This is a genomic window from Plantactinospora veratri, assembly GCF_036421995.1.
GTDB lineage: Bacteria > Actinomycetota > Actinomycetes > Mycobacteriales > Micromonosporaceae > Plantactinospora > Plantactinospora veratri.
The window spans coordinates 105,846-126,724 of record NZ_JAZGQL010000002.1 but is presented as its reverse complement, the minus strand read 5'-3'; the positions used below and the strand labels follow the sequence as shown (position 1 = coordinate 126,724).

Below are 20,879 nucleotides of genomic sequence, written 5' to 3'. Positions count from 1 at the left end.
GGCGACCCGGGGGCGCGGGCGCCGGGTCACGTCCGGCTCGGCCGGGTCCGGGAGGCGGATCTGCGCCCCGGGCGGCGCGACATCGCTGATGAGCGTGATACCACGCAGTCATCTTGATGACAGGGTGGTATCACGCTCTTTCGGGTACGTGCAGCATCACACGATGCCTCCGTCCCGGCTCACCGCGCTGCTCGGTACGACCCTGCGCCGACAGCGGGAACTGCGCGGCCTCACCCAGCGCGACCTGGCCGAGCGCTCCGGCGCCAGCCAGGCGGCGATCGCCCGGATCGAACAGGGTGTTCGGGCGCCGACGGTGGCGATGCTGGAGAGGCTGCTGGCCGCGCTCGATCTCCAGCTCACCGTGGCCGTCGAACCGCTCGACGCCCACCTCGACGCACGGATCGACGCGCTACGGAGCCAGACCGTCGCGGAGCGGATCGCGACGGTCGGACTGGACCGGATGCTGGACCGGCTCGGCGACCTGCCGCACGTGTTGACCGGGGCCACGGCGGCCCTGTTGCAGGGTGCGCCGGTGCCGGTGGACGACCTGGAGATCGCGGTGGCCTGGCGGGACGCCGAACGGTTCGCAGGCTGGTTGGAGCGCCACTACGCGCAGCGCTGGAATCCCCGGGTGGAGGAGTTCGGGTACCTGCACACCGACCCACGCGAGCCCGGCGAGCACCGCTGGCAGGTGGTCGGTGGCGTGCTGCGGGTCAGCATGGGCGACGAACTGCCGGAGGCGATGGAGGTCCGGCACGGCGGCCGCAGCTACCGGGTGGTGCCGCTCGCACTGGTGGAGGCGACCGAGCCGGCCACCGCCGACCTGTTGCGGCGGTGGCGGGCCCGGCACGCGTCAGCGGGCTGACCGCAGGCGGCTCAGCGGGCCGAGAGGTCCCAGTCGACGGTGGGCCGACCGGCGTCGGCGAGCGCCTTGTTGCAGGCGCTGAAGGGACGGGTGCCGAGGAAGCCCCGCGGGTTCATCGGGCTCGGGTGGCCGGCCTCCAGCACCACGTGCGCCGGGTTGGTGACCAGGGCCGCCTTCTTGCGGGCGTAGCCGCCCCAGAGCAGGAAGACGACCCGTTCCGGGCGGGCGTCGAGGGCCTTGATGGTGGCGTCGGTGAAGGCCTCCCAGCCCCTGTTGGCGTGCGATCCCGGAGTCGCCTGCCGGACGGTCAACACGGCGTTGAGCAGCAGCACGCCCTGGCTCGCCCAGCGGGTCAGGTTGCCGCTGCGCGACACCGGCACCCCGAGGTCGTCGGCCAGTTCCTTGAAGACGTTGCGCAGCGACGGTGGCACCGAGACGCCGTCCCGGACGCTGAAGCTGAGCCCGTGCGCCTGCCCCGCCCTGTGGTAGGGATCCTGGCCGAGGATCAGCACCCGGCAGTCCTCCGGCGCGCAGAGCCGGTAGGCCGTGAAGAGATCGTCCAGCGGGGGGAAGACGGTCTGGGTCGCGTATTCCCCGGCGACGAACTCGCCCAGCGCGGCGGTCTGGGCCGGATCGAGGTGCGGGTCCAGCGCCGCCCGCCAGGCCGGGGGCAACAGGGCCGGAAGATCCAGGGTCATCGGTAACCTCTCGAACGCCACGGTCGTTTCCCGCACTCTAGAAGTCCGGTACGACAGCGGGGATTCCGGTGCCCGCAGCCCTCTCAACGCAGCTTGGCGAGGCGGTCGGCCCAGTCGCCGCCGAACGGCACCAGCTCGACGCGTCGGGTGTCGTCGTCCCGCCGGTCGATGACCACCCGCAGATGCGTGTCGACCAGGTGCTCGACCATGCCCTCGCCCCACTCGACCACGGTGACCGCCTCGTCGACCGAGGCGTCCAGGTCGAGGTCGTCGATCTCGGCCCGGGGGTCGACGGCGTCGCCCAGCCGGTACGCGTCGGCGTGCACCAGCGTGACCCGGCCGCCCCGGGTCGGATCGGGCCGGTGTACCCGGGCGATCACGAAGGTCGGCGAGGTGATCTCACCGAGTACGCCCAGACCGGCGGCGATCCCCTGCACCAGGGCGGTCTTGCCGGCGCCCAGCGGGCCGGTGAGCACCAGCAGGTCCCCGGAGCGGAGCAGCCCGCCCAACCGCCGCCCGAACTCGTGGGTGTCCGGCACCGTCGGCAGCTCGCGGACCAGCTCGGTACCGCGCAACGCGTCGCTCATCGAGACAGCTCAATCCCTTCCTCTGCCGGGCAGCCGGTCGAGGAAGTCCAGCAGCGCCCGGTTGACCTCGTCGGCGTGTTCCAGCATCACCACGTGCCCGCTGTCGGGCACCTTGACGTACTCGGCGTCCGGCAGCCAGCGGACGATCTCCTCGGAGTGGGTTACCGGCGTGATCATGTCGCGCTCACCCACGATCACCAGGGTCGGACTCTCCCGCAGCGCGGCCAGCACCGGATAGCGGGCATGGGTGTAGATGGTGCGCAGATAGCGGGCCACCGTCTCGGTGGAGGTCCGCGAGTTCATCTTCTCCACGTAGGAGACCAGCGCCGGGCTGGGCGTCGGGGTGCCGAAGCCGTACCGGCGGGTGAGCAGCCAGGCCAGGTTGGCCGAGGCGCGCCGGGCCCGGTCGAGCACGCTGCCGGTCAGCCGGGTGGCGTTGTCGACCACCGGCAGCAGCGGTGCGCCGGCCCGGGCGACGATCGTCGGCAGGCCGAACTTCGTCTCCGCCACCAGCCCGCCCGAGGTCGCCATCAGCACGGTACCGATCACCCGCTCGGCGAAGAGCTCCGGATAGCGCTCCGCGAACGCCATGATGGTCATGCCGCCCATCGAGTGCCCGATCAGCACCAGCGGCCCGGTCGGCGCGGTCCGGTCGATCACCGAACGGAGCGTCTCGCCGAGCGCCTGGAGTTGGTATTCGCCGGACTCCAGCCGGCCGGACCGGCCGTGCCCCGGCTGGTCGTAGAAGACCAGCCGGTCCTCGCCCAGCTCGGTCAGCATCCTGCGCTGGAAGTGGAAGGTCCCCATGTCCAGGCAGAAGCCGTGCACGAAGAGCAGGGTCGGCCGCCCCGGACCGGGCGGCGGCCCCACCATCTCCACGTGGATGTCGGTGCCGTCGGCGGTGGAGACGACACAGGACTCGTCGTAGGGCAGCGCGCCGAAGGGTTCCGTCGCGTAGCGGTCGCCGGGTGCGGTCTTGGAACGGCGTACCACCGCCCGCTCGGCGGCCACCCCGGCGGCGATGCCGGCCGCCGCGACCCCGGCCGCCGCGCCGATGATGCCGGCCACCCGGAACAGCCCGCTCCGGGTCTGGGTACGCCCCGGCTGCCGCTGCACGGGTACCCGGGGCGGGGCGAGCCGCCTGGCCGGGCTCACCGGAATCCGCCTTCCGTTCGTGACTGCGGGGCTCGCAAACCCGGCTCACTCCTCGCACTCACGAGCGCGCTCCGTCGTACACCCGGGGCACCCGGACCCCGCCGAACCTGGTGACGATCTCGTAGTTGATGGTGCCGATCGCCTCCGCCCAGTCGTCCGCGGTCGGCACCCCCGCCGCACCGTCGCCGAAGAGCGTCGCCACGTCGCCCGGGACCACCGGGTCGTCGCCGCAGTCCAGCACGATCTGGTCCATGCAGACCCGGCCGGCGATCCGCCGCCGGGCACCGGCGAGCTGGACCGGGCCGACGTTGGAGGCGTGCCGGGGCACCCCGTCGGCGTAGCCCAGCGGCACGACGGCCAGCGTCGTCTCCCGCTCGGTGCGGTACGTGTGCCCGTAGGAGACGCCGGTGCCGGCGGGTACCCGCTTGGTCAGCGTCACCCGGGCCCGGGCGGTCATCGCCGGCCGCAGCCCGAACTGCTCGCCGGGGACCGGCGACAGCCCGTACATCGCGATGCCGGGACGGACCAGGTCGAAGTGGGTGTCGGGCCGGGTCAGCGTGGCCGCCGAGTTGGCCAGGTGCCGCAGCCGGGGGCGCAGCCCGGCCCGCTCGGCCAGGGTGAGCCCCTCGGTGAAGACCGCGAGCTGCCGGTCGGTGGTGGCGTGCGTCGGCGCGTCGGCGTAGACCAGGTGGCTCCAGAGCCCGACCACCTCGATCAGCCCGTCGGCCTGGGCCTTCGCCGCCGCGTCGAGCAGCTCGGGCCAGTCGTCCAGGGTCGCGCCGCCCCGCGACAGGCCAGTGTCGATCTTGAGATGGGTCCGGGCGGGCCGGCCGGCCCGCTCGGCGGCGGCGACCAGCTCGGCGAGCTGACCGAGGCTGGCGGCGGCCAGGTCGACGTCGGCGGCCACCCCGTCGTGCAGCGGAAGCCCGGGCGCCAGCAGCCAGGCCAGCACCGGAGCGGTGATCCCGGCCCGGCGCAGCGTCAACGCCTCGTCCAGGGTGCAGACGCCCAGCCAGTCCGCCCCGGCGTCGAGTGCCGCCCCGGCGGCCGGGAGCATGCCGTGGCCGTACGCGTCACCCTTGACCACGGCCATCAGCTCGGCGCTCGTCCCGGACCGCAGTCGGGACACGTTGTCGCGGATCGCGTCAAGATCGACGCGTACCTCGGCCTGCCACATGCGCTCAGCCTACTTGTGGGTAGATCGAAATGGCCCCGGGTGGCGCGACCAGGACACTTCGCCGCTCACCGGGGCAGCCTGGCGATCACCGGGCGCAGCGCGGCGGCCACGTCGGCGGCGGTCACCGGACCGCGCCGGGCGGCCTCCTGCCCGGCCAGCCCGTGCAGGTACGCGGCGGAGGCCGCCGCCCGCTCGGCCGGCAGTCCGGCGGCGAGGAGCGAGCCCAGCAACCCGGCCAGCACGTCGCCGGTGCCGGCGGTGGCGAGCGCCGGCGTGCCGGTCGGGTTGGCGATGGCCCGCCCGTCCGGGGTGGCCACGACCGTCCGGTCGCCCTTGAGCAGCACCACCGCGTTCATCCAGGTGGCCAGTTGCAGCGCGGCGGCGACCCGGTCCCGGGGCGGTTCGCCGCAGAGCCGGGCGTACTCGCGGTCGTGCGGGGTGACCACGATCGGCGCGTCCCGCTCCCGCAGCCGCTCCGCCATCGAGCCGTCGACCAGCAGGGTGAGCGCGTCCGCGTCCAGCACCACCGGCACCGGCGCGGCGAGTACGCAGCGCAGCGCGGTCGCGGCCGCCTCGTCGGTGCCGAGCCCGGAGCCGCAGACCCAGGCCTGCACCCGGCCGGCATCGGTGACCCGGTCGGCGGCAACCACCGAGGGATAGCGGCGCAGCACCTCGGCGCGGGCGCCACCGGCGTACCGGATCATGCCGGTCGGTCCGGCGACCGCGCCGCCGACCGAGAGCACCGCCGCGCCCGGGTACGTCGCCGAGCCGGTGGCCAGCCCGACCACGCCCCGGCTGTACTTCTCCTCCTCGGGGCCGAGCCGCGGCCACCAGTCGGACACGTCCGACCACTCGGTGACCCGTACCGCCGGGTCGGCCCGCAGCCACGGGCCGAGCCCGATGTCGACCAGCTCGACCTGCCCGGCCCGGGGTGCGGCCGCGCCGACCACCAGGGCGGGCTTGAGGCAGCCGAAGGTGACCGTCAGGTCCGCCGTCACCGTGCCGGGCAGGCCGAGCGAGCGCGGCACCTCGCCGGTGTCGACCTCGACGCCGCTCGGCACGTCCACCGCGACCACCGGCGGCCGGTCCCCTGACCGGCCGGTCAGGCCGGGCAGCCCGGCCACCAGCCGGGCGGCCGGCTCGCGCAGCCCGCCCGAGCCGCCGATCCCGACGATCCCGTCCAGCACCAGGTCGGCCCGGTCCGGCAGCCCGTCGACGATCCGGCCGCCGGCCGCCCGCAGCGCCGCCAGGCCGCCCTGGTGCACCCGCTCCGGGGCCAGCAGCAGCGCGCTCACCGCCGCACCCCGGCCGGCGAGCCGGGCACCCGCGTAGAGGGTGTCGCCGCCGTTGTCGCCGGAGCCGGCCAGCAGCAGCACCCGGGCGCCGTAGACCCCGCCGCCCCGCTCGGCGAGCAGCCGGGCGCAGTGCCCGGCCAGCCCGCCGGCGGCCCGCCGCATCAGAGTGCCGGCCGGCAGGGTGGCCATCAGGGCGCGCTCGGCGGCGCGTACGTCCGCCACCCGCCACGCGGCCCTCATCGCTCCGCCACCACCATCGCCGAGGCGATGCCGCCGTCGTGCGACAGCGACAGGTGCCAGCGCTGCACCCCGCGCTCGGTGGCGGCGGCCGCGACCGTGCCGGAGACGGTCAGCCACGGCCGCCCGTCCGGGTCGGAGACCACCTCGCAGTCGTGCCAGTGCAGTCCGGCCGGTGCGCCCAACGCCTTGGCCACCGCCTCCTTCGCGGCGAACCGGGCGGCGAGCGACTCGGCCGAGCGCGGGTTGCCCGACCCGGTGACCCGCTCCGCCCCGGTGAAGAGTCGATCGGCCAGCAGCGGGGTGCGTGCGAGCGCCCGGGCGAACCGATCGACCAGTACGACGTCGATGCCGACTGCGACGATCACCGCCTCACCCTACCGGCGGGCGCGGGAGCGCACGGGACGGTGAACCGCTCACTCCACGGTGACCGACTTGGCCAGGTTGCGCGGCTGGTCCACGTCGTGCCCCCGGGCGGCGGCGATCTCGCAGGCGAGCACCTGCAACGGCACCGTGGTCACCAGTGGGGCCAGCAGGGTCGGGGTGCGCGGTACGTAGATCAGGTGGTCGGCGTACGGCGTCACCGCCTCGTCGCCCGCCTCGGCGATCACGATGGTGCGGGCGCCCCGGGCCCGGATCTCCTGGATGTTGGAGACGATCTTGTCGTGCAGCATCCCCCGCCCGGCCGGGGACGGCACGATGCAGACCACCGGGGTGCCCTTGTCGATCAGCGAGATCGGCCCGTGCTTCAGCTCGCCGGCCGCGAACCCCTCGGCGTGCATGTAGGCGAGTTCCTTGAGCTTGAGCGCGCCCTCCAGGGCGACCGGGAAGCCGACGTGCCGGCCGATGAAGAGCACCGTCGGCGCCGATTTGAGCTCCCGGGCCAGCTCGCGGACCGGCTCGATGTCGGCGAGCAGTTCGCGCAGCTTCTCCGGCATCTCCTGGAGCTGGTCCACCACCGCGGCGACCTCGTCGGCGTACTTGATGCCGCGCACCTGGGCCAGGTGCAGGCCGATCAGGTAACAGGCCACCACCTGGGTGAGGAACGCCTTGGTCGAGGCGACCGCCACCTCGGGGCCGCCGTGGGTGTAGAGCACGGCGTCGGACTCGCGCGGGATGGTGGAGCCGTTGGTGTTGCAGATGGCCAGCACCCGGGCCTTCTGCTCCTTGGCGTGCCGCAGCGCCATCAGGGTGTCCATGGTCTCGCCGGACTGGGAGATCGCCACCACCAGGGTGGACCGGTCCAGCACCGGGTCGCGGTAGCGGAACTCGCTGGCCAGCTCGACCTCGCAGGGGATCCGGGTCCAGTGCTCGATGGCGTACTTCGCCACCATCCCGGCGTGGTAGGAGGTGCCGCAGGCGACGATGAAGATCTTGTCGGCGTCCCGCAGGTCCTGGTCGGAGAGGCGGACCTCGTCGAGGACGATCTCGCCGGTCTCCTTGAGCCGGCCGAGCAGGGTGTCGGCGATCGCCTGCGGCTGCTCGGCGATCTCCTTCAGCATGAAGTAGTCGTAGCCGCCCTTCTCGGCGGCCGAGGCGTCCCAGTCGATGTGGAAGTCCTTGCCGGCGGCGGGTGCGCCGGCGAAGTCGGTGATCTCGATGGCGTCGGCGGTGATCAGTACGACCTGGTCCTGACCCAGCTCGACCGCTTCCCGGGTGTGCTCGATGAACGCGGAGACGTCGCTGGCCAGGTAGTTCTCGCCGACGCCGCGTCCGACCACCAGCGGCGAGTTGCGCCGGGCCCCGACCACCGCGCCGGGGATCGCGGCGTCGACCGCGAGCAGCGTGAAGGCGCCCTCCAGCCGCTGGCAGACCTGGCGCATCGCGGCGGCCAGCAGGGCGGGCCCGTCCGGTTCACCGGCGGCGCGGAGCCGGGACAGCTCACCGGCGAGCAGGTGCGCGGCGCACTCGGTGTCGGTGTCGCTGGTGAACTCGACGCCCTCGGCCTCCAGCTCGGCGCGGAGTTTGGCGAAGTTCTCGATGATGCCGTTGTGGATCACCGCCACCCGGCCGTCGGTGGCCCGGTGCGGGTGGGCGTTGCGGTCGGTGGGCCCGCCGTGGGTGGCCCACCGGGTGTGCCCGATGCCGGTGGTACCGGCGCCGATGCCGGGCGCCGCGTCGTCGTCCGCCGACCGCTCGGCCAGCGCCTTCTCCAGGTTGGCCAGCTTGCCGGCCTTCTTCTCGGTCAGCAGCTCACCCTCGGCGACGACCGCCACGCCGGCCGAGTCGTAGCCGCGGTACTCCAGCCGCCGCAACCCGTCCAGCACGATGCCCAGCGCCGGCCTGGCGCCGGCGTAACCCACGATTCCGCACATGGCCCGCAGCCTAACCTAAGTTCGCTCATCTGGCCTGCTCGAAAGGTGCTCGTTCGATCACTGATGCTGCGCGGTATTCTGGCCCGCCCGCACAACCGGACGAACCGCCACTCCACCGGCCCGCCCACCCTTCACCGGTACATCGCGGCCAGCGGTGACGGGGTACCGTGACTGGCGCATTCGCTGCCATCTCCTCCGGCGCCTCCCCCTCCCGGTCGCCGCGCCCCTGCTGTCCGCCATACCTGGAGCCAGACCCGATGACCGACTCGCCGCCCCCGCACAACCCGTACGACCCCTCCGCCGAGCACGAGCCGCCGACGACGAAGTTCGGCCCGCCGCAGCAGCCCCGCCCGGAGAACCCGGCCGAGGAGGAGGACGCCCCGACGACCAGGTACGCCCCGCCGCAGCCGCCGCAGCCGTCCAGCTACGGACAGCCGGCGCAGCCGACGACGTACGGTCAGCCCCCGGCCCAGCCGGGCGGCTACGGACAGCCCCCGGCTCAGCCCGGGCCGTACGGGCAGCCGGCCTGGGGCCAGCCCCCGCAGGCGGCCGGGTACGGCCAACCGCAGCAGCCGGACCCGTACGCCCAGCCACAGCAACCCAACCCGTACGCCCAGCCACAGCAGCCGAACCCGTACGCCCCGCCGCAGCAGCCCGGCCCGGGCCAGCCGCCGGCCCCGGCCTACGGTGCCGGCCCGGCGTACCCGCCGCAGTCCGGCCCACCAGCCACGCCATACCCGACCAGCGGGGCGCCGAACCAGCAGGACGCCGGTTACGGCGTCTACCCGCCGCAGTCCGGCCCGCCGCAGTCCGCCCCGCCCGGCACCGACCCCTACGCGGCGGCCGGCGTCGGCGGCTACCCCGGTTACGGGCAGCCGGGGCAGCCGGGCTACCCGGGCGGGCCGTTCCCGCCGGCACCGCCGAAGAAGAGCAACAAGACCATGATCATCGTGATCGTGGCCGTGGTGGTGGTCGTGCTGGTCGCCTGCGTCGGGCTCTGCCTCGGCCCGCTGTCCTTCATGGACCAGGTGCGCAAGACGATGGAGACCAGCCTCGACGCCACTCCGCCGCCGTCCACGTCGGACGGGCAGGACGGCGGCGACCCGGGCAGCGGCGGCCAGACGGTGGCCTACGAGGTGACCGGCGACGGCCGGGTCGCGCTCTCCTACATCGACGGCGCCGGCAAGCAGGTGCACCTGCCGTCGGTCGAACTTCCGTGGAAGAAGGAGGTCAAGATTCCCGAGGACGAGCTGAAGACGGTGGTGGCGATCCGCACCGGGGGTGGCTCCGGCGACATCTCCTGCAAGATCACGGTCGACGGGAAGTCCACCGCCTCGAAGACCGCCAGCGGCAACTACGCGACCCTGACCTGCTCGGATTTCGGGATCTGACGAAACGGCACGGCACGGCTCTAGGGTGACGGGGTGACGACGACAACCGACTCCGATCCCCTGGTCCGCCGGATGCGCCCGTTCGGCACCACCATCTTCGCGGAGATGTCGGCGCTGGCGGTGCGCACCGGCGCGGTCAACCTCGGTCAGGGCTTTCCGGACACGGACGGGCCGCCCGAGATGCTGGCGGCGGCGGTGGCGGCGCTGCGCGGCGGGCAGAACCAGTACCCGCCCGGTCCGGGCGTCCCGGCGCTGCGCGCCGCCGTCGCCGCACACCAGCGCCGGTTCTGGGGACTGGAGTACGACCCGGACGGGCAGGTGCTGATCACGGCCGGGGCGACCGAGGCCATCGCGGCGGCGATCCTCGGGCTCTGCGAGGCCGGCGACGAGGTGGTCTGCTTCGAGCCGTACTACGACTCGTACGCCGCCTCGATCGCCCTGGCCGGAGCGGTCCGGCGGCCGGTCACGCTCCGCCCGGTCGACGGCGGCCGGTACGCCTTCGACCCGGCGGAGCTGCGCGCCGCCTTCGGGCCCCGGACCCGACTGGTGCTGCTCAACTCGCCGCACAACCCGACCGGCAAGGTCTTCGACGCCGACGAGCTGGCGCTGATCGCCCGGTTGTGCCAGGAGCACGACGCCCTCGCGGTCACCGACGAGGTCTACGAGCACCTGGTCTTCGCCGACGCCGGCAGCCCGCACATCCCGCTGGCGACCCTTCCGGGCATGTGGGAACGCACCCTGCGGATCTCCTCGGCCGGCAAGACGTTCTCCTGCACGGGCTGGAAGATCGGTTGGGCCAGTGGCCCGGCACCGCTGGTGGCGGCGACGATGCGGGTCAAGCAGTTCCTCACCTTCACCGGCGGGGCGCCGCTGCAACCGGCGGTCGCGGTGGCCCTGGCGCTGCCGGACGGCTACTACCACGGTTACCGGGCCGACCTCCAGGCGCGGCGGGACCAGCTCTCGGCCGGGCTGGTCGAGGCCGGCTTCGAGGTGCTGGTCCCGGAGGGGACCTACTTCGTCACCGCCGACATCACCGCGCTGGGCGGGCGGGACGGGGTGGAGTTCTGCCGCTCGCTGCCGGAGCGCTGCGGGGTGGTCGCCGTACCGACCCAGGTCTTCTACGACCACGTCGAGGCGGGGCGGCGGCTGGTCCGGTTCGCCTTCTGCAAGCGCCCGGAGGTGCTGGCCGAGGCGGTGACCCGGCTGCGCACACTCGGCGACGCACCGGCCTGACCACGGCCGCGGCGTCGCTCAGGCGCCCTCCGCCAGGCCCGCGACACGGCCGTCGGGCAGCGCCCCGGCTACGGCATCGGCGCCGGCCGGCCGGGAGCGCGGGATACGGATCCGGGCGCCGTCGAGCAGTCCCGTCTCGGCGTCGTCGAGAAAGGCCAGGTCCGCCTCGACGTGCCGGCTCGCGGCCGAGAGCAGCAGCTCGACCACCGGATCGCTCGCCTCCCGGCGCAGCGTGCCGAGGTTGCGCAGCTCGCGCAGCAGATAGCCGCGCTGGTTGGCGAGCACGGTACGCACCACGTCGGCGGAGCCGGAGCGGGCGGCGGCGGTGACCTTCAGGAAGAAGTCGTCCCGGAAGCCGCCGCTGCGCGGGCTCGGCTCGGCCAGCCACCTGGCCAGTTCGGTCCGGCCGGCGGGGGTGATCTCGTAGACCACCCGGTCCGGCTTGACCGGCTGCGCCTGCCGTTCGGCCCGGACCAGCTCGTCCCGGGCCAGCCGGTCGAGGATCTGGTAGAGATGGCCGATGTTCAGTGCTCCCCACTGTGGACCGACGGCCGTCTCGAAGGCGCCCTTCAGCTCGTAGCCGTAACTCGGGCCGTCGGCGAGCAGCGCGAGTACCGCATGCTGGATGGCCATCCCTGACCCACCTTCCGGCCGTCCACACGGCCTCTTGCATTGTGACAATGTATAGCGCAGAGTGTCCTGCGGGAGACGAGGAGGGGCCCGTTGGTCGGATTCATCTGGCGGCAACTGCGGGCCCGGCTCTGGCGATCACTCGCCCTGCTGACCGGGGTACTCGTCGCGACCACCGGCTTCGTCGTGCTGACCGGCACCACCACCACCTCCCAACTGCGCCTGAACGAACAGGTGCAACGCGAGACCCGCGCCGCGTACGACATTCTCGTCCGTCCGAACGGGACACAGGCCGATCTCGAGACAGCCCGGGGTGTCGTCCGTCCCAACTACCTCTCCGGCCTCTTCGGCGGCATCAGCATGGCCCAGTACGAGCAGGTTCGCACGGTCGACGGCGTCGACGTCGCGGCCCCGGTGGCGATGCTCGGCTACTCCCTGCACGAGATGCGGGCCCACCTCGACCTCACCGACGCGGTCGACCGGTCCCTCGACCGGCAGGTGATCCGGGTCGACCCGACCTTCCTGGCCGAACGCGGCCTGTCCCGGACGACCGGCAAACCCCGGTACGTCTACCTGACCCGCAACCGCCTCGCCTACCCGGTCTGGGAGGACGGCGGCATCGCCAGCGCGGCCCTCTACACCGACGGCCGGCGCTACCCGCTGAACGCCTGCCGGAACGGCTACATCGTGCCCCGGGAGATCTTCCCCGACGGGCGGACCGAACCGGTCTGCGACATCGGCGCGGAACCGAGCCTCACCCGCACCTCGCCGGACACCGACTACACCCAGGTCGCCGTCGCCCGGCTGCTGCCGGACGGACGGTTCGAGAACTCGCCGCACGATCCCTTCGGGATCCAGGACACCGCGCCCACCGCGACCGACCGGCTGGTGCTGCCGGTCCGGTGGATCGTCCCGTTCCTGCTCGCCGCCGTCGACCCGCCCGCCGAGGACCGGCTGGTCGGGTTGACCGACGCCGTGGTCGACGGCCGGCCACTGACCCGGGACGACACGACCGTCGAGAGCAGCCTGCTCGGCCCGGCCTACCGGAACGTCCCGGTGCTCGCCACCAGCCGCCCCTACCTGGACGGGCGGGTGGCGGCCAGCTACACCCGGCTGCGCCCGGAGCGGGTCGCCGGCCTGCAACAGGCCGAACTGCTGGCCGCACTGAGCGGCAGCGGCGAGCCGGCCGGCGGCGCGAGCGCCGACCCGAACACCAACTACCAGCAGGAGATGCGCGACGCCGTCCGGCAGCAGACCGGACTGGGCAGCCTGAGCCCGGTCGTCCAGGCCGGGCCGATCGAGTACGACCAACTCTCCGACGGCAGCCTGCGGCCCCGGGCCGGAAGTCCCGACCTGCCGGCGTACCGGGCCGACGGGCCGGGCACCTATCCGGCGCCCTGGCTCGCCGGTGACGTCGCCTTCCGGCCGCTGCGCCAGCTCGGTCAGCCGAGTTCGCAGACCGGCGGCGGGATGGGCTGGCAGGCGGTCGGCATCTTCGACCCGGAACGGCTGACCAGCTTCAGCGCGCTCTCCGAGGTGCCGCTGGAGACGTACGCACCGCCGCAGGCCGTCGGCGCCGACCGGGCCAGCCGGGAGGCGCTCGGCGACCGCCCGCTGCTGCCCAGCGGAAACCCGGCCGGCTACCTCTCCAGCCCGCCCCTGCTGCTGACCAGCCTCGCCGCCGTACCGAAGCTGCTGGAGGGCGGCAACGACCCGCAACTGGCCGCCCCGATCAGCGCGATCCGGATCCGGGTCGGCGGAGTCGCCGGCTACACCGAGGAGGCGGAACGGCGGGTCCGGCAGGTCGCGGAGCGGATCGCCGCCCGTACCGGACTCGACGTCGACGTCACCTTCGGCTCGTCACCGGCCCCGCAGACCGTGGAGCTGCCCGCCGGCTCGTTCGGCCGGCCCGAACTCCGGCTGACCGAGGGCTGGTCCTCGATCGGCGTCGCGTCGGTGATCGTCCGGGCGGTGGACCGCAAGAGCGTCGTACTCTTCCTGCTCGTCCTCACCGTCTGCGCGCTCTTCCTCGCCAACGCGGTCTCGGCCGCCGTCCGGGACCGTCGGGCCGAGCTGGCGGTGCTCGCCTGCCTCGGCTGGCCGGCCCGGCGGATCGGCGCGGCGATCCTCGGCGAGGTGGCGCTGATCGGCCTCGCCGCCGGAGTGCTGTCACTGCTCCTCGCCGCCCCGCTCGGCGCCCTGCTCGGCGTCGAGGTGGGCTGGTGGCGGGCGGCGCTCGCCGTACCCGTGGCGCTGCTGGTCGCGGTCGTGGCCGGCGCCGGCCCGGCGGTGCGGGCCGCCCGCTCCCATCCGGCCGGCGCGCTCCGGCCGGCCGCCGCCCCGGTCCGGCGGACCCGACGGGTACGCGGAGTGCTCGGCCTCGCCCTGCTCAACCTGGTCCGGGTACCGGGCCGGGCCCTGCTCGGCGCGGCGGCCCTCGGCATCGGGGTGGCCGCGTCGACGGTGCTCGCCGCGATCAACTACGCCTTCCGGGACACGGTGCTGGGCAGCCTGCTCGGCGACACCGTCTCGGCGACGGTGCGCACCGCCGACACCGTGGCCGCGACCGCCACCGTGCTGCTCGGCGCGGCGGCCGTGGCCGACGTGCTCTACCTGAACATCCGCGACCGGGCCGGCGAACTGGCGGCACTGCGCGCGACCGGCTGGACGGAGTCCGCGCTGACCCGGCTGGCCGCCTACGAGGGAGCCGGGATCGGCCTGCTCGGCGCGCTGGCCGGTACGGCCGTCGGGCTGGCCGGCGCCGCCGCGCTGATCGGCGGGCTCTCCACCGGAGTCGTCCTCACCGGGGTCGGCACCGCTGCCGCCGGAGCGCTCGTCGCCTGCCTGGCGGCGCTCGTCCCGGCGGCGCTGCTGCGCCGGGTTCCCACCGGTCACCTGCTAGCCGAGGAGTAACCATGACGGACACCGGGGTCAGCGTCACCGTCACCGCGCTGACCAAGCGGTTCTCCGGCGGCGAACTCCCGATCGTCGCGGTGGACGAGCTGTCCCTGGACGTGGCCGCCGGCTCGGTGGTGGCGCTGAGCGGGCCGAGCGGCTCCGGCAAGTCGACGCTGCTGCACCTGGTCGGCGCGATCGAACCGGCCGACGCGGGCTCGGTCGTCGTCGGCGGGCAGGAGATAACCCGACTGGGCCGTCGCGCCCTCGCCGGATACCGCCGGAGCATCGGCTTCGTCTTCCAGCGCTACCACCTGCTGCCCGCACTGACCGCGCTGGACAACGTGCTGGCGCCGGTGCTGCCGTACCGGGTCGGCTACGACCGGACGGCCCGGGCCCGGGAACTGCTCGCCGCGGTGGGGCTCGGCGGCCGGGAGCGGGCGCTGCCGGCACAGCTCTCCGGTGGCCAGCAGCAGCGGGTCGCGGTGGCCCGGGCCCTGATCGGCGAGCCGGCGCTGCTGCTGGCGGACGAACCGACCGGCAACCTCGACTCGACCAGTGGCGGTGAGATCCTCGACCTGCTGCTGCGGTTGCGCGAGGAGCGGGGCGTCACGATCCTGCTGGCCACCCACGAGCAGCACATCGCCGCCCGGTGCGACCGGCTCGTCCGGCTCCGGGACGGCCGGGTCATCGAGGACCTCGACCTCACCGGTGGCGAGGGGCCGGACCACACCCTGGCCCGGGCCAGCCAGCTCCGGCTCTAGGATCTCCGCCGGCCCCATCGCAGGGTCCCGCGACGCGGGCCGGCGGTCCAGGCCCGCTCCGCCGTTCCGCCCGTGGGTCGGAGCGGCGGGGCGGGCACGGAGGCGTTACGCCGGCACCGGGCTGGCGGTACGCACCTCGGCGGCGATCCGTTCCGCGACCTCCTGGGCCAGCTCCACGGTGGCCGCCTCGACCATCACCCGGACCAACGGCTCGGTGCCGGAGGGGCGGAGCAGGACCCGACCCGTCTCGCCCAACTCGGCCTCGGCCCGCTGCACCGCGCCGAGTACGCCGGGTGCGCCGGATCCCACGGTCCGGTCCGCGACCGGCACGTTGATCAGCACCTGCGGCAGCTTGGTCAGCACCGAGGCCAGCTCGGCGAGAGTACGGCCGGTGGCCGCCACCCGGGACATCAGGTGCAGCCCGGTGAGGATGCCGTCGCCGGTGGTCGCGTACGCCGGCAGCACCAGGTGCCCGCTCTGCTCGCCGCCGAGCGCCAGCCCGGAGGCGCGCAGCTCCTCCAGCACGTACCGGTCGCCGACCTTGGTCTCGACCAGCCGGATCCCGGCGGCGGACATGGCCAGCCGCAGGCCGAGGTTGCTCATCACGGTGGCGACCAGGGTGTCCCGGGTCAGCGTCCCGGCCTCCCGCATGGCCAGCGCCAGGATCGCCATGATCTGGTCGCCGTCCACCTCACTGCCGTCGGCGGTGACCGCCAGGCACCGGTCGGCGTCGCCGTCGTGCGCGATGCCGAGGTCGGCACCGTGCTCCGCCACGGCCGCCCGCAGGTTGTCGAGGTGCTGCGAGCCGCAGTCGTCGTTGATGTTGAGCCCGTCCGGCTCGGCGTGGATGGCGATGACCTCGGCACCGGCCTCCCGGTACGCCACCGGGGCGATCTCCGAGGCGGCGCCGTTCGCGCAGTCGACGACGACCTTGAGCCCGTCGAGCCGGTGCGGGATCGTACCGACCAGGTGCTGGATGTAGTGCTCGGCACCGTCGAGCAGGTCGTGCACCCGGCCGACGCCGGCACCGGTCGGCCGCTGCCAGCCGGCCGAGCCGTTCGCCTCGACCGCGGCCTCGATCTTCAACTCGACGTCGTCGGGAAGCTTGTGCCCGCCGGCCGCGAAGAGCTTGATGCCGTTGTCCGGCATCGGGTTGTGCGACGCGGAGAGCATCACCCCGAGGTCGGCCTTGGCCTCGCCGACCAGGAAGGCCACGCCGGGGGTGGGCAGCACCCCGACCCGGACCACGTTCGCCCCGGCGCTGGTCAGCCCGGCCACCACCGCGGCCTCCAGCATCTCGCCGCTGGCCCGGGTGTCCCGGCCGACCACCGCGAGCGGCGGATGGCTCCGGTCGGACTCGGCGAGGGTCTGCGCGGCCGCGACCGCGACCGCGAGTGCCAACTCGGGGGTGAGGTCGGCGTTCGCGCGTCCGCGTACGCCGTCGGTGCCGAACAGCCGCCCCATGCGCGAAACCTCCGGAAAGCGCGCCAGTGGTAAACGACGAAACGGCCGGACACCGCCACCGCGGAAGGGGGCGGTTTCCGGCCGTACGTCAGACGTACAAGGTGTTGCCGCTGATCAACGCTTGGAGTACTGGGGCGCCTTGCGGGCCTTCTTGAGACCGTACTTCTTGCTTTCCTTCTCCCGGGCGTCCCGGGTGAGGAAGCCGGCCTTCTTCAGCGCGGGGCGGTCGTCGGGGTCGTTGGCGATCAGCGCCCGGGCGATGGCCAGCCGCAGCCCGCCGGCCTGGCCGGTGGTGCCGCCGCCACGCAGGTTGGCGATGATGTCGAACGCCTCGGGCTTCTCGGCGGTCACCAGCGGCTCCTTGATGAGCTGCTGGTGCACCTTGCTCGGGAAGTACGCCTCAAGCTCACGACCGTTGCAGGTGATCTTGCCGCTGCCGGGGACGATCCGGACCCGGACGATCGCCTCCTTGCGCCGGCCCACGGTCTGGATCGGCCGGTCGCCACGAGGAGCCCGGGCCACCGGGGCGGGCACCGGGGCTTCGGTGGTCGCGATGGTGTCGGTCATGCTGCTTCCTTCGCCCGCGCTCACTGCGCGATCTGCTTGATCTCGAACGGCACCGGCTGCTGCGCGGCGTGCGGGTGCTCGGCACCGGCGTAGACCTTCAGCTTCTTGATCAGCTTACGGCCGAGCTTGTTGTGCGGGAGCATGCCCTTGACGGCCAGCTCGATGGCCCGGTCGGGACGCTTGGTCAGCAGCTCGTCGTAGCCGACCTGCTTCAGACCGCCCGGGTAGCCGGAGTGCCGGTAGGCGACCTTGGTGTGCCGCTTGTTGCCGGTCAGCGCCACCTTGCCCGCGTTCACGACGACGACGAAGTCACCGGTGTCCACGTGCGGCGCGAAAGTCGGCTTGTGCTTGCCCCGCAGCAGCGTGGCAACGTGAGTGGCCAGACGGCCCAGCACGACGTCTGACGCGTCGATGACGTGCCACTGACGCTCGATTTCACCCGGCTTCGGGCTGTACGTACGCACAGGTCTACCTTGTCTCGTCGTCGGTCTGGGGTCGCGCACCGGTCGCCAGGCACGCACAAACGACCAAGCGTACCCGGGAAAGGCACGCCCGCGGATGTCACGTGAAAACTTGGGTGTCACACAACAGCAGGCAACGATACCCGGTCGCCCGCACCCGGGTCAAAACGGGTGCAAGGAAGGGCCCCCGCTACAACAGAAAACGATATACGGGGGCCCTTCCTTGCATGCAAGTCACACCCCGGGGAGGCGGTGGGGGGATGGGCGGAGGTAGACCACCCAGGTCACCACCAGGCAGAGGGCGTACCAGGCGATGAAGGCCAGGTAGGCAGCGTCGGCCGAGGAGTACGCCAGGAACGACTGCCGGAAGGCGATGTTGACCAGTACGCCCCCGAACGCGCCGACCGCCCCGGCGATCCCGATCAGGGCGCCGGAGAGCCGCCACGCCCGGCGCTGCGCGGCTTCCGGATCCAGCTCGCCGGCGGCCACCGCCCGGGCCGCCCGGGCGCGGAAGATCGCCGGGATCATCTTGTACGTCGATCCGTTGCTCACCCCGGAGAGCACGAAGAGCCCGATGAACCCGATCAGGTAGAGGGTCAGCGAGCGCTCCCGGGAGGCGTAGTAGACCAGCCCGGCGCCGACCGCCATGGCGGCGAAGGTCACCCAGGTGACCCGGGCCCCGCCGTACCGGTCGGCGAGGTGGCCGCCGACCGGCCGGATCAGCGAGCCGACCAGCGGCCCGAGGAAGGTCAGGTACGCCGCGTCGAGCGGGCTGCCGAACCGGTCGCCGAACTGCACCAGCAGCACCTGCCCGAAGGCGAAGCCGAAGCCGATGAACGACCCGAAGGTGCCGATGTAGAGCACCGACATCACCCAGGTGTGCGGGTCCCGGGCCGCCTCCCGGATCGCCCCCCGCTCGTTGCGGACCCCGGTGATGTTGTCCATGTAGCGGGCCGAGGCGAGCGCGGCGAGCACGATCAGCGGGAGATAGACCGCCGGCACCAGGCGCGGGTACGCCGCGCCCGCCGTGGCCAGCACCGCCAGCCCGACGAGTTGGACGGCGGCCACCCCGATGTTGCCGCCGCCCGCGTTCAGGCCCAGCGCCCAGCCCTTGAGCCGCTGCGGATAGAAGAGGTTGATGTTCGCCATCGAGGAGGCGAAGTTGCCGCCGCCGACCCCGGCCAGGCAGGCCAGCACCATCAGCGTGCCGTACGACACCCCGGGCTCGATCAGGATCGTCATCGGCACCGCCGGGACCAGCAGCAGCAGGGCGCTGACGATCGTCCAGTTCCGCCCGCCGAACCGGGCCACCGCCAGGGTGTACGGCAGCCGCAGCGTCGCACCGAGCGCGGCCGGTACGGCGGTGAGCAGGAACTTCCCGGCCGGGTCGATCCCGTACTCCGGGCCGAGGAAGAGCACCAGGACGGACCAGAGGCTCCACACCGAGAAGCCGATGTGCTCGGAGACGATCGAGACGATCAGGTTGCGCCGGGCGATCGGCGCCCCCGTGCTACGCCAGAAGTCCGGATCCTCGGGGCGCCAGTCGTCGAGCTGGTGCCGGCGGGCGGCCACGGGTGCGGCGGCGGGCTCCGGCGGCGCGAGGGTGCCGAGGCCGGCCGCCGGGGCGCTGGCCGTGCGGTCGGTCCCGGGACCGGCGGTCGGGCCGGTGGCAGTACTGGTCATGCCGCCCGAACGTAGGAGCGCGGGGTTTCCCGGCGGTTCGGGCTCGAAGTCGGACCGGCAACGGTCGGCGCACGGCGGGCACCGGCAGGCGGTGAGATCGCCGGGCGCCCGCGCGGCGGGGCGCTCAGATGCCCTGGAGGATACGCAGCGCCCGGCTCACCCGGAACATGGTGTCGGCGTCGGCGACCGAGACGCGCTCGGTGAACCACTTTTTCATCGGTGACGAGAGCCGGTCCGGCATCACCACGTATTCGCCCATGGTGACGGCGAGCGGGGAGTCCCGGAGCAGCTCGGAGTCGACCACCTCGGCGACGATCACGATCGGCACGTCGGTGGAGTTGTACACGTCGGAGCTGATCACCAGGCCGAGCCGGGACCGGGCACCGTCGATCCGCCAGATCTCGCCCCTACGCACCCGGACGCCCGCCGAGAGCCGCGTCGACCAGTGCGGCCTCCTGGGCGTCGGCGATGGCGGCGGCCTCGATGTCCAGGCGGGCCCGGCCGACGGCCGCGGCGTGCGCGGCGAAGACCTCGCGGAGTGCCTTCTCCCGGGCGGCCTGGTCGATCCAGGCGGATAGCGACATTCCGTCCCGTTTCGCGAAGCGCCGGGCCTCTTCGATCGTCTCGTCGGAGAACGAGAGGGTCACCTTGGCGGTCATGCCACTCAGCCTACCGGCGGTATGACCAGCCGTCATTCCGACCACCCGCACCGGTCCGGCTGTCACCTCGGCACCGGCTGTCCCTACAGCTCGCGCCGACCTCCGAAGACGGCGAACCGCCACGACTTGTAGAAGCAGTCGACACCGACGAAACCCGCCTCGACCAGCCACCGGCACTGGTCCGGCACCGGCGCCGGGCGGTCGTGCAGCATCCGCTCCCGGGCGGCGGCGATCTCCGCCTCGGTGGCGCCGAGCGCGGTGACCTGGGCCAGCCACACCTCGTCGTACCGGGCATCCAGGTCGGGGGTGCCGCCGGAGACCTGCTCGGCGTTCACGAACACTCCGCCGGGGACCAGCACCTGCCGGACCCGGCGGTAGAGGTCCCGCTTGTCGGCGTCCGGCAGGTGGTGGATGGCCAGGGCGGAGACCACCGCGTCGTACGGGCCGCCGGGCAGCGGCGCGGTCAGGTCGGCGACCACCGTCTCGTGCGGTACCCCGCGCCGGGTCAGGTGCCCGTCGGCGACCGCGAGCATCGCCGGGGCGCCGTCGAGCAGGGTGCTCCGCACTCCCGGTACGGCGGCGCCGAGCAGGATCGAGAAGAGCCCGGTGCCGGCGCCCAGGTCGAGGACGTTCGGCACCCGGCCGGAGGCCAGCGCCCGGCGCAGCGGCGGAGCCGCCACCTCGACCGCGGTGCCGTAGAAGTCGTCGAAGCACGGCACGAGCCGGCGGCGGGACTCGTCGTACGACCCGGCCACCGCGTCGAAGAGCGACGACACCACGGCCATCGGAGTGCCTCCTATGAT

The 20,879-nt window shown here is 73.4% G+C and carries 20 protein-coding genes; 5 read left to right on the top strand and 15 right to left on the bottom strand.

Features of this window, described 5'->3' with window-relative positions; translation table 11 throughout:
* The first annotated feature begins 163 nt into the window (after nt 1–163).
* Nucleotides 164–865, top strand: coding sequence for a helix-turn-helix domain-containing protein (locus tag V1634_RS03220; RefSeq protein ID WP_331206212.1), 702 nt, complete (start codon nt 164–166; stop codon nt 863–865).
* Between the two features lie 11 nt (nt 866–876).
* On the opposite strand, the gene V1634_RS03215 is transcribed toward V1634_RS03220, so the two are convergent.
* The 7 genes from V1634_RS03215 to glmS all read right to left on the bottom strand — a co-directional run bounded on the left by V1634_RS03215 (nt 877) and on the right by glmS (nt 8,329).
* Nucleotides 877–1,563, bottom strand: a complete 687-nt coding sequence (locus tag V1634_RS03215) for a uracil-DNA glycosylase (RefSeq protein ID WP_331206211.1) — start codon at nt 1,561–1,563, stop codon at nt 877–879.
* Between the two features lie 83 nt (nt 1,564–1,646).
* Nucleotides 1,647–2,150, bottom strand: a complete 504-nt coding sequence (gene tsaE / locus V1634_RS03210; protein ID WP_331206210.1) for a tRNA (adenosine(37)-N6)-threonylcarbamoyltransferase complex ATPase subunit type 1 TsaE — start codon at nt 2,148–2,150, stop codon at nt 1,647–1,649.
* A 9-nt stretch (nt 2,151–2,159) separates the two neighbouring features.
* Entirely contained in the window at nt 2,160–3,227 is a 1,068-nt protein-coding gene (locus V1634_RS03205; protein WP_331206247.1) for an alpha/beta fold hydrolase, read from the bottom strand.
* A 136-nt stretch (nt 3,228–3,363) separates the two neighbouring features.
* Nucleotides 3,364–4,482 carry an alanine racemase gene (alr, locus tag V1634_RS03200; protein WP_331206209.1) on the bottom strand — a complete coding sequence of 373 codons (1,119 nt, stop codon included), beginning with the start codon at nt 4,480–4,482 and terminating at the stop codon, nt 3,364–3,366.
* Between the two features lie 65 nt (nt 4,483–4,547).
* Nucleotides 4,548–6,017: an NAD(P)H-hydrate dehydratase gene (locus V1634_RS03195; protein ID WP_331206208.1), complete on the bottom strand. Its 1,470-nt coding sequence runs from the start codon at nt 6,015–6,017 to the stop codon at nt 4,548–4,550.
* The gene (locus tag V1634_RS03190; RefSeq protein WP_101368082.1) at nt 6,014–6,382 is read right to left on the bottom strand and encodes a holo-ACP synthase; all 369 of its coding nucleotides are present in this window, start codon (nt 6,380–6,382) and stop codon (nt 6,014–6,016) included. Before V1634_RS03190 ends, V1634_RS03195 begins: the two co-directional genes overlap by 4 nt.
* A 48-nt stretch (nt 6,383–6,430) precedes the next feature.
* On the bottom strand, nt 6,431–8,329 hold the full coding sequence (gene glmS / locus V1634_RS03185; protein ID WP_331206207.1) for a glutamine--fructose-6-phosphate transaminase (isomerizing): 1,899 nt from the start codon (nt 8,327–8,329) through the stop codon (nt 6,431–6,433).
* 257 nt (nt 8,330–8,586) lie between these two features.
* Here glmS and V1634_RS03180 point away from each other — a divergent pair, with 257 nt between their 5' ends.
* The gene (locus V1634_RS03180) at nt 8,587–9,720 is read left to right on the top strand and encodes an MmpS family transport accessory protein (RefSeq protein WP_331206206.1); all 1,134 of its coding nucleotides are present in this window, start codon (nt 8,587–8,589) and stop codon (nt 9,718–9,720) included.
* A gap of 33 nt (nt 9,721–9,753) precedes the next feature.
* Entirely contained in the window at nt 9,754–10,953 is a 1,200-nt protein-coding gene (locus tag V1634_RS03175; protein WP_331206205.1) for a pyridoxal phosphate-dependent aminotransferase, read from the top strand.
* Nucleotides 10,954–10,971: 18 nt separating this feature from the next.
* Here the strand turns inward: V1634_RS03175 and V1634_RS03170 are convergent, their stop codons facing one another.
* Nucleotides 10,972–11,586, bottom strand: coding sequence for a PadR family transcriptional regulator (locus V1634_RS03170; RefSeq protein ID WP_331206204.1), 615 nt, complete (start codon nt 11,584–11,586; stop codon nt 10,972–10,974).
* Nucleotides 11,587–11,676: 90 nt separating this feature from the next.
* Here V1634_RS03170 and V1634_RS03165 point away from each other — a divergent pair, with 90 nt between their 5' ends.
* Nucleotides 11,677–14,496 (top strand): FtsX-like permease family protein, encoded by a 2,820-nt coding sequence (locus V1634_RS03165; RefSeq protein WP_331206203.1) that lies wholly within the window; start codon nt 11,677–11,679, stop codon nt 14,494–14,496.
* Between the two features lie 116 nt (nt 14,497–14,612).
* The gene (locus V1634_RS03160) at nt 14,613–15,242 is read left to right on the top strand and encodes an ABC transporter ATP-binding protein (RefSeq protein ID WP_407951707.1); all 630 of its coding nucleotides are present in this window, start codon (nt 14,613–14,615) and stop codon (nt 15,240–15,242) included.
* A gap of 105 nt (nt 15,243–15,347) precedes the next feature.
* Here the strand turns inward: V1634_RS03160 and glmM are convergent, their stop codons facing one another.
* The 7 genes from glmM to V1634_RS03125 all read right to left on the bottom strand — a co-directional run bounded on the left by glmM (nt 15,348) and on the right by V1634_RS03125 (nt 20,861).
* Nucleotides 15,348–16,706, bottom strand: coding sequence for a phosphoglucosamine mutase (gene glmM / locus V1634_RS03155; RefSeq protein WP_331206201.1), 1,359 nt, complete (start codon nt 16,704–16,706; stop codon nt 15,348–15,350).
* A 114-nt stretch (nt 16,707–16,820) separates the two neighbouring features.
* Entirely contained in the window at nt 16,821–17,273 is a 453-nt protein-coding gene (gene rpsI / locus V1634_RS03150) for a 30S ribosomal protein S9 (protein ID WP_331206200.1), read from the bottom strand.
* Nucleotides 17,274–17,293: 20 nt separating this feature from the next.
* The gene (gene rplM / locus V1634_RS03145) at nt 17,294–17,737 is read right to left on the bottom strand and encodes a 50S ribosomal protein L13 (RefSeq protein ID WP_107260811.1); all 444 of its coding nucleotides are present in this window, start codon (nt 17,735–17,737) and stop codon (nt 17,294–17,296) included.
* 231 nt (nt 17,738–17,968) lie between these two features.
* The gene (locus V1634_RS03140) at nt 17,969–19,417 is read right to left on the bottom strand and encodes a nitrate/nitrite transporter (RefSeq protein WP_331206199.1); all 1,449 of its coding nucleotides are present in this window, start codon (nt 19,415–19,417) and stop codon (nt 17,969–17,971) included.
* A 124-nt stretch (nt 19,418–19,541) separates the two neighbouring features.
* Entirely contained in the window at nt 19,542–19,832 is a 291-nt protein-coding gene (locus V1634_RS03135; protein ID WP_107260815.1) for a type II toxin-antitoxin system PemK/MazF family toxin, read from the bottom strand.
* The gene (locus V1634_RS03130) at nt 19,825–20,076 is read right to left on the bottom strand and encodes a DUF6364 family protein (protein ID WP_331206198.1); all 252 of its coding nucleotides are present in this window, start codon (nt 20,074–20,076) and stop codon (nt 19,825–19,827) included. Before V1634_RS03130 ends, V1634_RS03135 begins: the two co-directional genes overlap by 8 nt.
* An 83-nt stretch (nt 20,077–20,159) precedes the next feature.
* Nucleotides 20,160–20,861, bottom strand: a complete 702-nt coding sequence (locus tag V1634_RS03125) for a class I SAM-dependent methyltransferase (RefSeq protein ID WP_331206197.1) — start codon at nt 20,859–20,861, stop codon at nt 20,160–20,162.
* Nucleotides 20,862–20,879 lie beyond the last annotated feature (18 nt).

Bases quoted from the DNA above. Each gene is read 5' to 3' on its own strand.
- V1634_RS03220 (WP_331206212.1), top strand. From the start codon at position 164: ATGCCTCCGTCCCGGCTCACCGCGCTGCTCGGTACGACCCTGCGCCGA.
- V1634_RS03215 (WP_331206211.1), bottom strand. From the start codon at position 1,563: ATGACCCTGGATCTTCCGGCCCTGTTGCCCCCGGCCTGGCGGGCGGCG.
- tsaE (WP_331206210.1), bottom strand. From the start codon at position 2,150: ATGAGCGACGCGTTGCGCGGTACCGAGCTGGTCCGCGAGCTGCCGACG.
- alr (WP_331206209.1), bottom strand. From the start codon at position 4,482: ATGTGGCAGGCCGAGGTACGCGTCGATCTTGACGCGATCCGCGACAAC.
- V1634_RS03195 (WP_331206208.1), bottom strand. From the start codon at position 6,017: ATGAGGGCCGCGTGGCGGGTGGCGGACGTACGCGCCGCCGAGCGCGCC.
- glmS (WP_331206207.1), bottom strand. From the start codon at position 8,329: ATGTGCGGAATCGTGGGTTACGCCGGCGCCAGGCCGGCGCTGGGCATC.
- V1634_RS03180 (WP_331206206.1), top strand. From the start codon at position 8,587: ATGACCGACTCGCCGCCCCCGCACAACCCGTACGACCCCTCCGCCGAG.
- V1634_RS03170 (WP_331206204.1), bottom strand. From the start codon at position 11,586: ATGGCCATCCAGCATGCGGTACTCGCGCTGCTCGCCGACGGCCCGAGT.
- glmM (WP_331206201.1), bottom strand. From the start codon at position 16,706: ATGGGGCGGCTGTTCGGCACCGACGGCGTACGCGGACGCGCGAACGCC.
- rpsI (WP_331206200.1), bottom strand. From the start codon at position 17,273: ATGACCGACACCATCGCGACCACCGAAGCCCCGGTGCCCGCCCCGGTG.
- V1634_RS03140 (WP_331206199.1), bottom strand. From the start codon at position 19,417: ATGACCAGTACTGCCACCGGCCCGACCGCCGGTCCCGGGACCGACCGC.
- V1634_RS03130 (WP_331206198.1), bottom strand. From the start codon at position 20,076: ATGACCGCCAAGGTGACCCTCTCGTTCTCCGACGAGACGATCGAAGAG.
- V1634_RS03125 (WP_331206197.1), bottom strand. From the start codon at position 20,861: ATGGCCGTGGTGTCGTCGCTCTTCGACGCGGTGGCCGGGTCGTACGAC.